The sequence below is a fragment of the Pedobacter zeaxanthinifaciens genome, from assembly GCF_003313335.1.
Classification (GTDB): Bacteria; Bacteroidota; Bacteroidia; order Sphingobacteriales; family Sphingobacteriaceae; genus Pedobacter; species Pedobacter zeaxanthinifaciens.
Genome location: NZ_QMHP01000003.1, coordinates 1 through 18,271, shown reverse-complemented (window position 1 = coordinate 18,271; position 18,271 = coordinate 1). Strand labels below are relative to the sequence as shown.

Below are 18,271 nucleotides of genomic sequence, written 5' to 3'. Positions count from 1 at the left end.
TTCAAGCGAGTGCAGCAATCATAATTTTGATTTTAGCACTCGCTTTTTTTGTGTAATATCCAAGCTAAGGCGAGCTAATGATAAAAGGTTTGGGGCTTAAAATATCTAACAGACCCTGAAATAAATTCAGGGTGACGGTACTTACGCTTTCCGTCATGCTGTCCCGAATGTTCGGGATCAGCATCAGTTTTAAAGCAGCTTCACGGAGTAATTGGAACTTACAAGGTTTAAGTGATGATGGGATAATCTGCTAAGGGCCTGTATGCTCCACGGTCATTGGATTTTAGCACTCGCTTTTTTTGTGTATAATATCCAAACTAAGGCGAGCAAATGATAAAAGGTTTGGGACTTAAAATCTAACAGACCCTGAAATAAATTCAGGGTGACGGTACTTACGCTTTCCGTCATGCTTTTAACGCCCACTTTTTCTGCAGCGTATGAACCTAAAACAAGCTTATTTGTGCTTGCGGAATTTTAAATGCGGATCGGTTTAATTCCATTGGTTTGAGGTTTAGCCCATTCAGTTTGCAATGCAACTTAAACGTATGGTTCATCAACTGCGCAAAATTCCCCTCGCCTCGCATTCTTGTACCAAACCTGCTGTCGTTTACATTCCCATCATGGCAATCCTGTATTTGATGCCAAACCTTATCAAACCTATCTGGAAAGTTCTTTTTCAACCAATCTTCAAATATTTGATTAATTACGCCATTTAATCTTACCACAGTGTAACCTGCGGCAATAGCTCCAGCGTTGGCACTTGCTTTTAAAATATTTGGGATTTCGTGGTTATTCAAACCTGGAATCATCGGCGCTGCCATTACACCCATTTGCACACCAACATTGCTCAGTTGCTCAATCACTTTCAATCGTTGTTTGGCGGTAGTTGTTCTTGGTTCAAGTTTTTGGCGTAACTGCTCGTCTAAACTTGTAATAGAAACAAAAGCGCAAACCAAATTGTGCTTGGCCATTTCTTGCAGAATATCAAGGTCACGCAAAATCAGCGAATTTTTTGTAATCAGCGAAATTGGCTGTTTGTACTCCAATGCTATTTGAAGTACCTGCCGGGTAAGCTTGAATTTTCGCTCACAAGGTTGATAACAGTCTGTATTTCCTGAAAGACTAATGGGATAAGCTTCCCATCCTTTTTTCTCAATAAATTTTTTAAATAAAGCCGGTGCATCCTGTTTAACAATAATTTTCTGTTCAAAATCTAAACCAGCACTAAAGCCCCAATATTCATGACTGTTGCGGGCATAGCAGTAAATACATCCATGTTCGCAACCTTGGTAGGGGTTTAAAGAATACATCATACCTACATCTGGGCTTTCAACTTTATTAACAATGCTTTTAGAACTGCCAATAATGTAAGCGGTTTTTTCTTTGCTAATTTCCCAATCATCAATTGCTTCAACATGTTCTTTGCTAAGACTGTTTTTTAGGAATTTATTGATGGTGTTCACTTGTGCGCCGCGTCCGTCCAAATACTCTTGCTGCTTTTTATCCAAATCCATAAGGTGAAATTACTAAAAATATTAGCATTTTTTAAGAGTTATTTGATTTTTTTATTGTTTTAATTTTTAAAATGTATTCTTCAATTAATTAAAAATTTTTAAATTGCTTAACAATTAGAAACATAATGAAGCGTTTTCGAAATAAAATGAAATTAAGGCTTTGCCTATTTGGAGGATTATTGTTTTTAATTGTGGCATCGGGTTGCGGTACTTCAAAAAAAGTTGGAATGTCAAAAAACGAAGCTCTTCTAAAAGTACTCTCTTATAACATCCATCATGCTAATCCTCCTTCAAAAAAAAATGTAATTGATATTGATGCTATAGCAAGAGTGATAGTTGAGAGTAAAGCCGATATTGTAGCTTTACAAGAGGTGGATCAATTTACCAAACGCAGTGGCAACGCTAGTCAAATTCAATTGATTGCAGAAAAAGCGGGATTGAAATATTACCATTTTTTTAAAGCAATCAACTACGATGGTGGCGACTATGGTATTGCCATTTTAAGTAAATATCCTTTTGAGCAACCCACTTACATTCCTTTACCGCAAAAAAATACCGCCGAAGAGAGAATCCTCGCCTTCGTGAAAATAAGTGTTAACAAAATGCCGTTCATTTTTGCCAATACTCACTTAGATGCCACGGGTAATCCAGCAAATAGAGAGGTGCAGATGCAGGAAATACTCAAAACTTTTGAAAAAGAAACACTACCTGTAATTTTATGTGGCGATTTGAATAGCGTTGCTGGTACTGCGGCCATCAATTTACTCGACACCCAATTTAAACGCACTTGCCTTGCAAATTGCGAAGGTACTATTCCCGAAACCAATCCCAATAGAACCATAGACTATATCGCCGTTAAAAATTGGGGTTGGCCGTTAGTGAAGCATCAAGTAATTGCAGAAAGCTATGCTTCAGACCACAGACCATTGATGGCTACCTTTAACTTGAAACCATAATCAAAATATAACAAAACAACATGAATCGTAGAAGCCTGATCAAAACCCTGAGCCTTAGTTTAGGCGGAGCTATTATTAGCACCGAAACGCTAGGGAAAATTGCCGATAACACTTATTCATACGAATTACCTGCCAATCCGAACCATAAACCTTTAGCTAAAACGGTAACTGCAATTACCTTGGGAGCCGGTAATAGAGGAAATGTTTACGGTGGGTACGCAGCTAAATTTCCAAATGATTTAAAAATTATTGGTGTAGCAGAGCCAAATACATTCAGAAACGATAAGTATGCAAAAATTCACGGCATAGCGCAAGAAAATAGGTTTAATACTTGGGAAGATGTTTTTAAGCGTCCAAAATTTGCTGATGCGATAATCATATCAACACCAGATGATTTGCACTACGCTCCATGTATGAAAGCTTTGGAGATGGGCTATGATATTTTATTGGAAAAACCTATCGCTCCAACCGAAAAGGAATGTAGGGATATTTTAGCTTTGGCAAAAAAGAAAGGTCGTATAGTGGCGGTTTGTCACGTGTTGCGTTATGCACCTTACTTTGTAAAAATGAAGGAATTGATTGCTAAAGGAGCAGTGGGTAGGGTGCTTAGCGTACAACATTTGGAACCAATTGAGCACACACATATGGCACATTCTTATGTGCGTGGCAACTGGCATAATTCCAAAAAAACTACGCCAATTTTGTTGGCTAAATCATGCCATGATTTGGACATTATAAAATGGGTGTTGAATAAACCGAGTAAAGAAATTGTAGCCATGGGCGATTTGACCTGGTTTAAGCAGGAAAATGCGCCACAAGGAAGCACCGCAAGATGCACCGATGGTTGTAAAGTGGAGCGTGAATGCCCTTATTCGGCAATTAAAGCCTATCACGATAAACTGTCGAGGGTAAGTGTATTGGATATTCCAACGGAGTTAAAAGATAAAGCAGATAAGCAAAAATATGTGCTGGAGAAATTGAAAACCTCTGATTATGGTCGCTGCGTTTACCGCATGGATAATGACCAACCTGATCATTACATCACCAATATTCAGTTTGCAGATGGTATAACAGCTAGTTTCTCAATGGAAGCATTTACGGCTTATCACGGCAGGCGTACCCGTATTTTTGGTGCCATGGGCGATATGGTTGGCGACATGGAAGAGTTGGTAGTTACTGATTTTAAAACAGGTGAACAGGTGAAATTTAAGCCTAAAGCCGAAGATGTGGAAGGCTACACCAATTCAGGCCATGGCGGTGGTGATTGGTTCTTAGTTAGGGATTTTGTACAAGCAGTAGCGCATCAGGACCCTAAAATGCTTACTTCAACTATTGATGATTCTATCGAGAGTCACATTATGGGCTTTATGGCAGAGAAAAGTAGGAAAACCAAAAAGCTAGAAGAAATCAAATTGTAAATAGCATCCAGTTAAGCTGAAAAAGAGCGAACCCATAATCGCTCTTTTTCAGCTTTTTATTTTATCGGTAAAGGTGTAAATTCCAAAGGAACTGCATCAGCCATTTTTTCGTAGGCCCAAAATCCTTTAAACAAAAAGCTTCTCGGGTTAGCAATATTGCCATTTTTGTAAAAGTAAATAGGCGGCTCTCGCAAATTAATTAAGGAAGTTTGATAATTGCCCATGTCGGGTGATCTGCTCACATAAAAGCCCAGCTGTCTGTATTCTTCCGTTTCTTTTTCCTTAGTGTACATCACAAAAAGCTCGTCGCTAAAGTTAATGTACTTTAAATCGTTATTGTAAGTTTTTACCAAAGTATCCGCTAATACGTTTGCTCTATTTAATACAGACATAGATTTTGGCTTGCTACGTTCTTTAAGCCAATAATTTAAAGAATCATCTTTATTAAAAGTTATCACATTAATTGCCTTATTACCAGTGGATAGTAGTCGGATATTTTTGGCTATTACACTATCCGGCTTTCTATTTTTATTATCGATAGTGGCCAGTTTGTGAATTGCAAATCCCTCATTTTGTGCTGTACCATCATAAAGAGACCTGAAGAAGTGGCCCGAAGAGCCGAGATAGGCTATGTTCCGCTTTTTGTTCCATTTGTTAATTTTCGATTTTGAGCCTTTCAGTTCTTCGAAGTAAGGAAAACCGGCAAAATAAACGATGTTTGTTTTGTAATCGTATTCGAAGTTTTGTAAAAGATATTTAATGCGGTAACCGAGTGCTTTATTTTCGATGATCAGAAACTCATTGCTACTTACCGTTAGCAACCTGTTTCTTTTGTCATAATCGATAAGCAATACTTCGCTATTTAAAATTTTGCACTCTTTTGCATTTGGTGTTCTACCAATAAAGTAGTCCTTAAATAAATTGAGATATGCCAACCGGTTAGGGTCTGGTTTAATTACTACTTCGTTTAAGGTTACGGTGTTTGCTTTTAGAGTGGCATCAACCTGAACACTTTTGCCAGCTATGATAATGCTTTTTGCGTAGGGAAGGTAGCCTACCACTTGAATCAATAAATCGTAATTCCCAGCAGGTAAATTCGCTATGCTAAATTTACCCTGATTATTGCTGATCGTGGAAATTTTTGTGCCACTAAGGTAAATTGCAGCTCCGGGTATGGTTTCTTTATCATCACGTACAGTACCATTGATAGAAAAAGTTGCCTGACCAAAGGAAAGTTTTATTGTCGTTAGCAGCAGTGAAATAAGTAATCTTGATTTTAAACTCATTCCCTAAGGTAACTAATATTTTAGTTTATAGAAGAATTATTTACGAAAATTTCGTAGGCTATTAGTCTTTAAGTTTAAAAGGGATTTCGAAAATAATCCTTTGATCAATTGAAGTCATATCATTTGCAGGGTTCCATTTTTTTTCCGTCATTTTCAAAACTCTAATTACTTCTTCGGCACAGCCGAACCCAATATCTCTTATGATTTCAATGTCACCAAATCCTCCATTTTTTTTTATCACGAATGAAATTTTTACTAAACCTTCAACATTATTCTTGATTGCCTTTTCTGGATATATTATATTTTGAATTAGATATTTATAAAATTTTTCCAACCCGCCGGCATATGATGGCTGATTAAAATGTCCCTCAAAATCAAAAGGATATACCACGGAATCGTTTTCTATAATCTTTCTAGTTTTAGGAAAAGCTCTTTTAGCGTTTATTTCGTATTCGCGAAAGCCATATGATTGCATGTTTAAGTTGAAATCTGTGGGTGCTTTAACCTTAAATTTTATGAATCGACTACCTTTGACATTTTCCCACAAGATTCTATCACCCACGGTTATCATTATTCTTTCATTAGCGTTAAGGGAGCGAAAAATAAAATTTCCACCATCATCGGTAACCGTTTCCTTTTTTGAATAAAGAGTTTTCACCCTCAGATTTTTTAAAGGATTTTCAGATTCGTCTACAACAATACCATTGAAAGTTAATGTGTCAACGATAACTTCGATACTATCTTTTTGAGCTGAAACAGTTGTTGATAATAAATATAGAATGCAAATAAGTAAAATTCTTTTCATAAAGAATAGATGTCAAAAAAATCGAATTTCCATACTACTTTAACAAATCCCTAGCATTTTGCAATGCAGATGCTCCCGGGTTTTTTCCACTTAACATCTCCGCTATCGCACTTACACGTTCTTCTTCCGCTAATTTTTTAATACCGGTGGTAGTTTTATCAGCTAGTTCATTTTTGTAAACGAAGTAGTGCGACTGTCCTTTGGCTGCAATTTGAGGTAAATGCGTAATGGCCATCACCTGCATGTCTTTCGCCAAATCATCAATTACTTCGCCAACACGTAGCGCAGTTTCTCCAGAAATTCCGGTATCAATTTCATCAAAAATTAACGTAGGTAACGAAGTATGTTTAGCAAGCAAAGCTTTTACCGCCAACATTAACCTCGAAAGCTCACCGCCTGATGCTACTTTTCCAACTGGTGCAGCTTGCTGTCCGGCGTTGGCAGTAAATAGAAGCTGCACTTCATCAAATCCATTAGCATTTAACTGTGATAGCTGTACCAATTGAAAATTGATGTGTGCATTGGGCATACTCATTTTAATCAAAGCACTATCTATTTCCTTTTCCGCAACGGCAATGGCTTTTTTTCTGTTGTTATGTAATTGCTCGGCCTCCGAATATAAACGTTGTTGAAGTTGCTCAATTTCCATTTTCAGCTTTTCAAGCTGCTCATCACTATTTAACAAGGCATTTAAATTGGTAGAAAGTTGCTCTTGTATAGCCAACAATTCGGCATTGGTATTTACCCTGTGCTTTTGTTGAAGTCCGTAAAATAAATCCAATCGTTCCTGTATCACCTCTAAACGCTGCGGATTGTAATCCGTATTGGCTTCAATAGTTGCAATTTCACTCGCAATATCCTTTAGTTCAATTAAGGCCGATTTAACTCTACCGTTTAAATTAGCAATTTCGGCATCAAATTTTTCAATTCCATTTAACTGCGTACCAGCTTCCTTCAATAAAATGGTTGCTGCGGTTTCGCTGTCGTTAAGCAGATTGGAACTGGCTAACAAGGCACGTTTAATAGATTCAGCATGGGTTAACTTTTCCAGTTCCTGTTCCAGTTGTTCCTGTTCCCCTTCTTTTAATGCAGCCTGCTCTAGTTCATTAAACAAAAACTGCTCATAATCCTGCTTGTTTTTTGCTTCGCTAGTTTGGCGCTGTAACTCTTTTAATGTTTGCTCTGCCGTTTTGAGCTGTTTATATCCCTGCTTGTAATTTTTTAATAAAGATGGATGGTCTGCCAATGCATCCAAAATCAACAACTGAAAATCTGCACTGCTAATTTCTTGCGTTGCGTGTTGCGAGTGGATGGCAATCAACTGCTCTCCAATTAACTTCAGTGTACTCAAATTAACGGGTGTATCATTTACAAAAGCCCTTGATTTTCCATCTATTGATATTTCTCGACGCAACAACGTTTCTTGTTGAAAATCCAAGTCACGCTCATCAAATAACGATTTTAATGTGTCATCTGCTAAGGAAAAACTGCCTTCAATTACACACTTTTTATCTTGATTAAAAAAGTATCTACTTTCGGCACGTTGGCCTAAAATCAAAGATAGTGCACCTAAAATAATTGATTTTCCAGCGCCAGTTTCACCTGTAATGATATTTAGCCCCTTATTAAAGTCTATTTCTAGCGTATCAATTAAGGCATAGTTCCGTATCGAAAGTTTTTGTAGCATATCTTCTGCTAAATTAACAAAACGCAGAGCTTAAAAAAACTAAAGCCATCAACATAAATTATAGTTTTCATTTTTAAGGTTTTATGTTTTTATATGGCATTTGGTGCAACGTTTCTATAAACCCTGCGTCTGTTGAGTAGTGATGTAAGTAAGCATTGCTCAATAAACCTACTATTTAAAAATGAACAAAATTTTCCTTTTTTCTTGTTTACTGATACTTCTTAGCATTAAGTTAACCAACCTACAAGCACAAGAAAAAACGCACCAATTAAAAGGTATAGTGGTAGATAGCCTAACTCAAAAACCAGGCGAATATTTTACCATCGCTCTAAAAAAAGATTCAACAGTAATTAAAAGCGTCATTTCCGATGAGCAAGGAAAATTTTCTTTTGCTGCAGTAAACGCCGGACAATACACGGTGATTATTGGCTCTTTAGGTTACAAGTCGAAGCAAATTCCAGTTAAACTCAATACCGATATTGATTTGGGAAAAATCCAAATGAAAACCCAAGGCAATGACTTGAATGAGGTTGCCATTGTGGGCAGCAAACCAATCATCAAGCAAGAGCCAGATCGAATTGTATACGATACCCAGGCAGATCCTGAAAGCAAGGTGCTTACAGTTTTAGATATGATGCGTAAAGTGCCCTTACTGTCTGTGGATGCTGATGATAACTTGAAATTGAAAGGAACGGGCAACTACAGGATTTTAATTAACGGCAAACCTTCGGGTATTTTAACTCGCGACCCGAAAGAGTTTTTACGCAACATGCCTGCTAATGGCGTGCAAAAAATAGAAGTAATTACAACGCCTCCCTCTAAATATGAAAGTGAAGGTTTATCAGGTATCATCAATATTGTTACTTCCAGGAAAGTAGATAACGGATACAATGGTAACATCAACACACGCTACCAAATACCAGGTGGACCTAGCGGAAATGCAAATTTAACCATTAAACAAGGTAATTTTGGTGCCAATTTATATGCTGGTACTGGGGTTTGGAGGGTAAACGGTATTAGAAATATCGATACCCGAATTGCGCAAACCAATGGCGTTAAATCTACGCTATACTCTGAAGGACTACAAAGTATCGATAACGTTTGGGCTTGGGGCGGCGGCGAGCTGAGCTATGAAATTGATTCGCTCAACTTAATTACTGCCGAAATCAATCCTTATGGAGGATACAATGATCAGAACCTCAACCAAAGCTTTGATATCAAAGATGGTGCTACGGCAACGGCTTACAACATGGCTTCGCGTACACGTTACAAGTGGCAGGGAACCGATTATACGTTGAATTATCAGAAAGGTTTTAAGGATAAAAAAGAGCACTTGTTGACTTTCTCTTACAAATTTTTTGATAATAAAGAGCCTCAATTTAACGATATCCGTTTTTCTTCGGCTCAACCAAGCTTTTCTATAAATAATTACATACAGGATAACAACAGCAAATCAAAAGAGCAAACTGCACAAGTTGATTATGTAAATCCTTTCAAAATAATTACCGTTGAAGCAGGAGTGAAGGCAATTTTAAGAACAGGGCAAGCTAACTTCCAGTCTTCGGTGTTCAATAGCGCCACAAATAATTACGTACTTGATCCGAGCCAAAGCAACATTTACAGTAACGATCAAAATATCTACAGCGTTTATAATACTTATGTGCTCAAACTAAAGGACTGGACTTTTAAAGCAGGCGCTCGTTTGGAAGGAACTTATGTTACAGGTTTATTTGAGAGTACCAATACCGAGGTTAAAACCAAATATTTTAACTTAATCCCTGCGGTGTCTTTTAACCGTACATTAAAGAACAGTCAAAGTGTTAGTTTAGGTTTCACCCAGCGCATTCAACGCCCAGGTATTTGGGATCTTAATCCATTTGTGGATAGGTCAAGGCCAAATTTCGAATATGTTGGTAATCCTGATTTGGAGGCGGTACTAAGTAATAATTTCGAAGTAACTTACAGTAATTTCAAAAAAGGTTCACTCAACCTAAGCCTCAGCTATAATTTTGCAAACAACACGCAGCAGCGAGTTTTCCAGTACATAGCAGCTGAAAATTTAACGCGTATCACCTCTTTAAATATTGGAAAGGACAGGCTTTTGGGCTTAAATGCTAACTTTAATTATCCTATTACTTCAAAATGGAATCTTAATGCTAGTGCTAATTTAAACATGATATGGATTGACGGTATGGTAAATGGTGTGTCCGAAGAAAATAGCGGAGTTACGGGTTATAGCAGCTTAAACACTAGCTATAAGTTTGAAAACACTTGGAAAGCCAGCTTGTCTTTAAGCTATAGTGCGCCAAATATCATGCTTCAAGGCAAATCTAACGACTATTATTTTATAGGATTTAGTGGTAGTAAGGATCTCATTAAAGATAAATTGACCCTTTCCGCAATGGTGGCCAATCCATTCCAAAAATTTAGGGCTTACAGAAACATTACCGAAGGACCTGATTTTACACAGGAGCGTATCCGTGAAAATTTCTTCCGTAGAATCAATATCGGTCTTAATTGGAAATTCGGAAAGCTGGAAAGCTCCATCAAGAAAAGTGAACGCAGTATCAGTAACGACGATACCAAAAAATCGAGTAATTAATAATTGATATACCGTGGGCCGGGTTACATTGTAGCTCGGCTTTTTTATGTATTAGAAAGTGAGTGGCACAACCGTTTGGCAGCTGTAGCCGGGCTATTCGTTTCAAGTCCGCTCCCTAATCAGGCCCTTGCCTGCGGGCTTTCCACTGCTATCCCGCTTAATTTACAACCAGCAGTATTTCATCGGTTTGCTAGCGATCATCTCTGAAATCGCAGCCGTTCGCGTCTTTGCTAGGAGGCACTACGAAGCAATCTCTGGCAAGCAATTATTTTCTGGATCAAACCTATCATAAGTACGACATAGGAAAATTATGCTATTTGCTAGCGATCATCTCTGAAATCGCAGCCATTTAGCGTCTTTGCGAGGAGGTACGACGAAGCAATCTCTGGCAAGCAATTATTTTCTGGATCAAACCTATCATAAGTACGACATAGGAAAATTATGCTATTTGCTAGCGATCATCTCTGAAATCGCAGCCATTTAGCGTCTTTGCGAGGAGGTACAACGAAGCAATCTCTAGCAAGCAATTATTTCAGCATTAAATCTACCTTACCACAATAAAAGCTTACAAAACAAAAAAGGGCAGAAGTAAAACTCCCACCCCTTAACGGTATTCATTTGTTTGGTTTATTTGTTTTTATCTTTAAATAACTGCAAGTTAATGGTTTTATTCAAATCAACCGTCGGGTTAATGTTGAGTGTTGCAGTTGGAGCGGTTACAAAAACTTTCTCAACAGGCGCTAGCGCAATCATCGGTAAATTAGTTATTTGTATTGGCAACGAACTATCAAGTAATAAGAATGCCTTATCGCTTGAAATGCCTTTTTTCTTTTTCAACTGCTCTAAATCTTTTTCGTATTTTTCTTGAAGCTCTTTGTATTCAGGAGAATTTCTAAGCTCTTCAATATCTTTCATTTTTTTCTTCCATTCCGGCGAGTTTAACTTTTGTTCCATTTTTTTGGCATCAAGCTCAATCTTTTTAATCTTCTCTTTCCACTCCGGCGAGTTGAATTTTTTATCTAGTTCCCTACCTTGAAGCTCAATTTGGTCCATTTTCGCTTTCCACTCTGGCGAATTAAACTTTTTCTCCATTTCTTTCGCATTCAACTCAATCTTGGCAATGTGTTCTTTCCATTCTGGCGAATTGAATTTTTTATCCAGCTCTTTTCCCATTAGTTCAATCTTTGCCATTTGTGCTTTCCATTCAGGAGAGTCGAACTTCTTTGCCATTTCCTCTGCGTTCAGCTCCATTTTGGCCATCTTTTCTTTCCACTCTGGCGAATTGAACTTCTTTTCCATTTTTTTGGCGTCAAGCTCAATTTTAGCCATCTTTCTTTTCCATTCTGGCGAATTAAATTGTTGATCTAGCTCCTTTCCTCTAAGTTCAATCTTAGCAATGTGTTCTTTCCACTCCGGCGAATTGAATTTTTTATCTAATTCTAAAACTCGTTCTCTAACGCTGTCAGGCATTTCATCTAACGACTGGTAAACCGTCCGCTTGCCATCCTTGTTTTTGATCACAATTTCTCTAACAATTTTATTTTTTACAGTATCGGTATCTGCCAGGCAAACCAAACTACTAGGCTTTTCCGCTGAAGTCAGCAATTTTCGAAGATTAGCTTTTGTAGTTTTAACACTGGCTATCTCATTTTTTGTGGGGTTAATCCAAGCTAATGAAATAACGGTAGCTAAGGTTAAGCAAAGCGCAAGTATTTTTTGCTTTGCATTCATGTAATTGGTTTTCATATTAGTAATTCTTTTAATACGTTGATAAAGGTGTTGGTTTTTACCCGTTGCCGCTAAACAAAGGGCAGGTTGCATTTTGTCTTTAATGAGCTCTAATTTCAAAAGTGCATGAGCATAGGTAACGGGTTCTCCAGTAAAGTTTACTACTAAATCATCGCAAGCATGTTCGCGTTCAATGTGTATGAATCTGGAGATGAGCCATACAAAAGGATTGAAAAACAACACCGTTTCAATTCCGGTTTTAATCAGATTTAAAACATAGTCGTTTCTTCGAATGTGCGAAAGTTCATGAATCAGTATAGCTTCCACTTGCTTAATATCAAGCTGTGCAACCAATGCTACGGGGAAAAGAACCACTGGTTTTAAAAAGCCTAATGCTACTGGTACATTTACTCGGTCCGATAAGTAAAACTGGATTTTTTTGGAGATTCCTAATTTGGCAACCGTCTGCGCAGCTACAGTTAACCATTCGCTAGGAATTGGGGCAATGTGCGATTTTTTAAGTTTTTTCAACTTTACGTAGCCTGATATCAAAACTGTTAATTGAAATCCAATGCCAAGCACATAAAGCGCTACAATAATTGGGAAATAACGTTCGGTTTTAAAACTCCAGTTGTTACTTAAGTTATAAAACTGTAGGAGCATTTCGTTCGTTAGTTGCGTATCCGAAGATCCAGCTGCCTGCTTGGGCAAATTAAATAGCGAAGCAAAAGTGAAACAAAAGCTTGTAAATGTAGCAAACAGAGCAACTATCGAAAAATTGTGCCTTAACTTGGCACTTACTTTTGTTTTAACAGAAAGAAGGATGAAAAGAACAGCAAAAATAATTGCGCCTTGCCATAAAGAATGTAAAATGCTCCAGCCAATGGCTTTAATAAGATTGTTAACAATGGCCTCCATAATTATTTGTTTTCAAGTTTATTCAAATATTCTTTGATTAAATCTATCTCCTCCTTGCTTGCACTTTTGTTGCCTAAAGCTTGCATTACTAGCCTTGCTGCAGATCCGTTAAATACATTGTCAATCATTTTCTTTACCAAATGTTGCTGTGTAGTTTCTCTGCTGGCAATGGCCTCGTAAACATGCGTTTTTGAACTTGTGTCTCTTCCCACTAGCCCTTTCTCATGCATAATCTGCATCAGCTTTAAAGTAGTGGTATAGCCTGAGTCCTTTTTGTTTAATGCCTCATGCACTTCTCTAACGGTACAATTGCCCTTTTCCCAAAGCACTTGTAAAATCTCCATTTCGCCGTCGGTAGGTTTGATGTTATTGTTGCTCATTTTTATACTACGAATTTTTTCGTATTCAAATATACGAACATTTTCGTATAAACAAATATTTTAACAATTTTTTAAAATGTTAGTTAACTATAGCATGAGTTCGGGATAAGAGAATTATGCTGTTTGCTGCCGATAGCGCTTCAAATCTTCGTTCAGCTAATTTTCGGTCTCTTATTTTTCGGGTTGCACTAATAAGCCAAAGCACTTTCTTTGAAAGAAAAATAAGCAACCGAGAGTTTTTGTTACTTTTTGCGGTCAAAAAGTAAGAGCCCAGTGGCGGCGAGCTAAAAAATGTTTAATGCAAATTTTTAAATAATTATAAAAGTACTTAACCCGAACTAACGTTAAATATAAGTAGCAAAAAACTCCATTATGTTGCATGTACTATGAAGTTTTTTGAAAATAAATTGGGTTGCTTTAAAGAAATGCAGCAGCTTGAGGTTGAGCCTTTACAATGCATTGGCCCACTGATAGCGACTTAAATACACTTTTTAAACAGGCTCGAGAGGCCTAGTTGCGCTTTTTCAGCCCGTCGTATTTGGTAGTGTTCGGCGGATCAATGTCTACTAATAAATTATAGGCCTTATTCTTGTCCTGAAAATCAGCCATCGAAAGTACGTTGGTAATTTCTTCAGCCTTTGCGGCAAAATAAACATTTGGAAATATCGACCCCAGCTTTTGCTTATCAAACTGCCTCAACGCTGAAAGGGCAGATAGAATGTTTTTTAGACCGTTACTGCTATTTTCTTGGAGCTGATCCAAGCCTTCTAAATGATATTCGTAAATAAAGGTTCTTAAGCCTTTGAAAGAATTGTTAAGGAGGTTTTCGTTTAACCAATACCTATTCCTCAAACCGTCTGATGGTCGCCAACCTTTTCCGCCCGCAGTTTGCGCAACATTTACAAGGTTTTGTGCTTTCTGGTAGTAGGCTGTACCGCCTAGTTTGCTAAAGCTATCCTTATCTAATCCTATAATTGTGTAGGCGTAAAAACCCAATAATGAGCTTAAGTTGCTAATAAAGTTCTGGTCTGAGAAATCCAAGGATTGTCCCTCGCTAAAAGCAAAGCTGAAATCCTTATCACTCATATTAAGTAAGGTAGTAGAGTAGGAGCTACCGTAAACTGGTCTGCTTGATTGGATTTGTGCTTCTCCCGTATAACTCGAATTACCATCCCACGCCGTGATATTAATTACCAAATTGCAATCAATCTTTTCTTGCGGTAAGTAAGTTTCAGTAGTCCATTTGTTATTATTCAGGAAATCCCTAATCGCTGTTTGCAAAACATCTAAGTTGCGTCTATTGGCGTTGGTAATTGTTGGAGCCAAAATCTGTACACGTGTATTTAGCTCTTGCGCATTTGCAGCAAAAACAGCAAATGCCATTAATAACAATCCAATAGTTTTTTTCATTCGGTTTTTCAGTTTAGATATTAACTAGTTTTAACGAGCTTTAGTATTTCATTACAAATATCTTTGGCTACTTCTGTTTTGCTCTTGGTTTCAAAAGTGATTTTCTCCAAGTTTTTATTGAATATACTGATTTTATTGGTGTCCACTTTAAATCCAGCACCTTTATCATTCAAAGAGTTGAGCACAATCAAATCTAAGTTTTTACGCTGTAGTTTATCTTTGGCATAGTTGTCTTCATCTGCCGTTTCCAAAGCAAAGCCTACCAACACTTGATTTTCCAATTTTACATTGCCCAAGCTAGCTAAAATATCAGTAGTTTTCTTCAGTTCAATGCTAAAGTGTTCTTCTTTCTTTTTGATTTTTTGCTGAGCTACCTCAACCGGAGTGTAATCAGCCACTGCTGCGCTCATCACAGTAATAGCACTGTCGGCGAAATTTGCAGTACAAGCATGCAACATATCTTCGGCACTTAAAACATCAATTCTATTAATAGCTTTAGTGGTTGTTAATGCCGTTGGTCCCGCTATTAAGGTTACTGTTGCGCCAAGCTCCTGCAACCGTTCAGCAATGGCAAACCCCATTTTTCCTGACGAATGATTTCCAACGAACCTCACAGGATCAATGGCTTCATACGTTGGTCCGGCAGTAACCAGTGCTTTTTTACCTAATAGCGGTAGGTTTTTCGAAATTTCAGTAGCTAAAAAAGCAACAATTTCCTCTGGCTCGGCCATTCGTCCTTGTCCATGTAGGCCACTTGCCAACTCGCCGGTTCCGGGGGCAATCATAATGTTACCAAATTGCTGCAACCTGCTGATGTTCTCTTGAGTGCTTTCATGTTGCCACATATCCAAATCCATCGCTGGCGCAAACAACACGGGGCACTTGGCAGATAAGTAAGCGGCAGTAAGTAAATTATCGCAAAGCCCATTTGCCATTTTCCCAATTGTGTTGGCACTGGCCGGAGCAACCAAAAAATAATCTGCCCATAGGCCAAGCTCCACATGGTTACTCCAAACACCTGTTTCGGCTTCAAAGTACTGTGTGTATACCGGGTTTTTAGAAAGCGTAGCTAAAGTTAATGGAGTAATAAAGTTGGCAGCATCGTTAGTAAGAATTACTTTCACATTAGCACCAGCCTTTACAAGCAACCGCACTAATACTGCCGATTTATAGGCTGCAATACTGCCACATACGCCTAATAGAATATTTTTATGTTTTAACATCTGCAAGCAAATATAAATTAAAAAATAATAGGCATAAAAGCATTTAAGCCACAGGCACACAATTATGTTAATTTGTGCAGCTGTGGCTATACTTATGTTGGTTTACCGCATACGCATTAAAGCGCTGCGCAACTGTTACTTTTGCTCTTTGTTAGGGTTTCTGTGGTAAACCTTGTCATTCAAGAATTCGTCCATAGCAATAAGCGTTGGTTTTGGCAAACGCTCGTAGTGCTTGCTAATTTCAATCTGCTCTCTATTTTCAAAAACCTCTTCCAAGTTATCGTTAGATGAAGCAAACTCCGCTAGTTTACCGTGTAGCTCCTCTTTCATGTTGTTCGAAATCTGGTTAGCTCTTTTAGCAATAATCACTAACGACTCGTAAATGTTATCAGTCGATCTATCCAAATCATGAACATTTCTAGTAACCGTAGTATTTGGAATAGCTGGTTTTGGAGTACTCATATTATTTTTGTGTTTTAATATCTAAATTATTGTTAGTCGTATCTTTTTTCTTTTTGTTGCCCTTATCGCTTTCTTCTAACGCTTTGTACTTGGCAATCATTGCAGCCTCTTCAGCTAATATCTTCTTCGCGTTGGCAATGCCAGCTTCACTATCATCTTTCAGTTGCTTAGCTTCTTTGGCATACTTGCTGCTAGGATAAGCTTCAATAAATTCGTTGTAATAGTCAAGTGCTTCGTTAAAGCGGTCTTCTTGTCTAGCAGGAAAACTATTCTTTGCATACATAAACTGCGCCTTTACAATCAACAAATTCATTTCTTCTGCATACCTAATATCAGGAAATTCAACTTGCGCATTTTTCAAAGCAACTACAGCAGCCTTGTAATTAGTTACATCGTAACCGCCTAAATCGTAATACAATTTAGCATTATCAAATGCCTTCTTTTCTAATTTGTCCCTCAAGTTGGCAATATATTGTGCCGCCTGTGTAGCTCTATCACTTTTCGGATAAAGGTTAATAAATAACTGCAACGCATCAATTGCCTTATAAGTGTTCTCCTGGTCTAAAGATGATTTCGGCGAATCCAAATAGTAGCAATAAGCCCCCATATATCTACACTCTTCCGCGTTTTTACTTGCCGGATAAGTGTCAGCAAACTCTTTAAACTTATATCTCGCCGTCGTATAGTCTTTCAAACGGTACAAAGTATAAGCATAGTAGTAGTTCAAATCTTCAGCTTCGGCCGTACCTCTATATTTCTGTACCAATCCCTCAAATAAAATCAACGCTTTCGAGTAATCTTTCTTATTGTAAAGCCTAATACCTTCTTGATATTTTTTGGCTACATCGTTACTTAAACGCAATTTCTCGAAACGACTTTTACAAGCTCCTAAGCCTAAAATAGCTACCGCAACGAAAGAAATAATAAGGTGTTTAATTTTAAACATTTTGCAAAGATAAGGTAATAATACGATAACGTCAATTAAATAATAAAGGCTAAGCTAGTTAAACCGTTTTCAGCTTTAAAATACTTAACAAATTTTAACAAAGAGCATATACATATAGAAAGATAGGGAAATATGCTTCATTGCTCCTATCTGCTGCAGCCCCGCTGTCCATTACAAGTCCGCTCCCTCTTTGCAATCGGGATGCGGGCTTTCCATTATCATCGGGTTTATTTTGCAATACCAATGCTGCTATAAACGTTGTCAATCCAAAGCGTCTAAAAAACTGTTCTTGTATCGCATATCGCAATACATTATATATATACCAATAGCTACTATTCTGTATAGTGGAAATGCCAAGTTATAAAACAGTTGCTCGCTGTGTGTGCTATTCCTTATGTGATACGTGATATGTTAACTCATATAATGTATATATCGTCTCCAATCTATTTAATATATATAAACAGTAGGCGCAACATTTTAATCAAGCTAATGAACATGAATAATATTATACTAGCCATTTTTATAAAGTCAGCTGATACTATGCAGCATACTATTGATGTTCGTAATCTTATAATTTTGGGCGTAAACAACGTTTTCGGGATTTTGTTTATATAACTTTTAAATTTTTTAAGCTGTATTCCAGAGTGTTGTATTTATTTACCAAAAAAATAGTTACTACTGTATTGCAGGGGTTTTAATTTTTGCTACCTTTGCACTCCGCTTCGGAAGGAAGTTGGGAGGTTTGAAGGAAGAGGGAAATGGGGGAGATGAGGTGGAGAAAGGCAGTAAAAAATAATTTTATTTTTTATTTGCGGAAAAGAAAAAGTTTCCTACCTTTGCAGTCCCAAACGAAACGGGAGTTGCCAGACGGAGTTCGGTAACGGTAAAAAAAAGACTGGAACAACGATGTGCAGAACTGAGGCGGAACATTAAGAC

13 protein-coding genes are annotated in these 18,271 nt (G+C 37.6%); 3 read left to right on the top strand and 10 right to left on the bottom strand.

Features of this window, described 5'->3' with window-relative positions; translation table 11 throughout:
• Positions 1–443: 443 nt before the first annotated feature.
• The gene (locus DUT68_RS04970; RefSeq protein ID WP_113636363.1) at positions 444–1,514 is read right to left on the bottom strand and encodes a PA0069 family radical SAM protein; all 1,071 of its coding nucleotides are present in this window, start codon (positions 1,512–1,514) and stop codon (positions 444–446) included.
• A gap of 125 nt (positions 1,515–1,639) precedes the next feature.
• Between DUT68_RS04970 and DUT68_RS04965 the strand changes: the two genes are divergently transcribed.
• Together DUT68_RS04965 and DUT68_RS04960 are read left to right on the top strand one after the other, a co-directional pair.
• Positions 1,640–2,470: an endonuclease/exonuclease/phosphatase family protein gene (locus DUT68_RS04965; protein WP_113636361.1), complete on the top strand. Its 831-nt coding sequence runs from the start codon at positions 1,640–1,642 to the stop codon at positions 2,468–2,470.
• Between the two features lie 20 nt (positions 2,471–2,490).
• Positions 2,491–3,888: a Gfo/Idh/MocA family protein gene (locus DUT68_RS04960; protein WP_113636359.1), complete on the top strand. Its 1,398-nt coding sequence runs from the start codon at positions 2,491–2,493 to the stop codon at positions 3,886–3,888.
• Between the two features lie 56 nt (positions 3,889–3,944).
• Here the strand turns inward: DUT68_RS04960 and DUT68_RS04955 are convergent, their stop codons facing one another.
• From DUT68_RS04955 to recN, 3 genes are all read right to left on the bottom strand, one after another.
• Positions 3,945–5,174, bottom strand: a complete 1,230-nt coding sequence (locus tag DUT68_RS04955) for a carboxypeptidase-like regulatory domain-containing protein (RefSeq protein WP_113636357.1) — start codon at positions 5,172–5,174, stop codon at positions 3,945–3,947.
• 61 nt (positions 5,175–5,235) lie between these two features.
• Positions 5,236–5,979, bottom strand: a complete 744-nt coding sequence (locus DUT68_RS04950) for an energy transducer TonB (protein ID WP_113636355.1) — start codon at positions 5,977–5,979, stop codon at positions 5,236–5,238.
• A gap of 34 nt (positions 5,980–6,013) precedes the next feature.
• Positions 6,014–7,666, bottom strand: coding sequence for a DNA repair protein RecN (gene recN, locus DUT68_RS04945; protein WP_113636353.1), 1,653 nt, complete (start codon positions 7,664–7,666; stop codon positions 6,014–6,016).
• 181 nt (positions 7,667–7,847) lie between these two features.
• Between recN and DUT68_RS04940 the strand changes: the two genes are divergently transcribed.
• A complete protein-coding gene (locus DUT68_RS04940; RefSeq protein ID WP_113636351.1) occupies positions 7,848–10,268 on the top strand; it encodes an outer membrane beta-barrel family protein in 2,421 nt (806 codons plus the stop codon).
• A gap of 627 nt (positions 10,269–10,895) precedes the next feature.
• Here DUT68_RS04940 and DUT68_RS04935 read toward each other — a convergent pair.
• The 6 genes from DUT68_RS04935 to DUT68_RS04910 all read right to left on the bottom strand — a co-directional run bounded on the left by DUT68_RS04935 (position 10,896) and on the right by DUT68_RS04910 (position 17,335).
• Complete coding sequence (locus DUT68_RS04935) at positions 10,896–12,914, bottom strand: M56 family metallopeptidase (protein ID WP_113636349.1); 2,019 nt, start codon at positions 12,912–12,914, stop codon at positions 10,896–10,898.
• 2 nt (positions 12,915–12,916) lie between these two features.
• On the bottom strand, positions 12,917–13,294 hold the full coding sequence (locus DUT68_RS04930; protein ID WP_113636347.1) for a BlaI/MecI/CopY family transcriptional regulator: 378 nt from the start codon (positions 13,292–13,294) through the stop codon (positions 12,917–12,919).
• 510 nt (positions 13,295–13,804) lie between these two features.
• Positions 13,805–14,704 (bottom strand): type IX secretion system protein PorD, encoded by a 900-nt coding sequence (porD, locus tag DUT68_RS04925; protein ID WP_113636345.1) that lies wholly within the window; start codon positions 14,702–14,704, stop codon positions 13,805–13,807.
• Positions 14,705–14,724: 20 nt separating this feature from the next.
• Positions 14,725–15,927: a bifunctional phosphopantothenoylcysteine decarboxylase/phosphopantothenate--cysteine ligase CoaBC gene (coaBC, locus tag DUT68_RS04920; protein WP_113636343.1), complete on the bottom strand. Its 1,203-nt coding sequence runs from the start codon at positions 15,925–15,927 to the stop codon at positions 14,725–14,727.
• A gap of 135 nt (positions 15,928–16,062) precedes the next feature.
• Entirely contained in the window at positions 16,063–16,389 is a 327-nt protein-coding gene (locus DUT68_RS04915; RefSeq protein WP_113636341.1) for a DNA-directed RNA polymerase subunit omega, read from the bottom strand.
• A 1-nt stretch (position 16,390) separates the two neighbouring features.
• Positions 16,391–17,335, bottom strand: coding sequence for an outer membrane protein assembly factor BamD (locus tag DUT68_RS04910; RefSeq protein WP_113636339.1), 945 nt, complete (start codon positions 17,333–17,335; stop codon positions 16,391–16,393).
• Positions 17,336–18,271 lie beyond the last annotated feature (936 nt).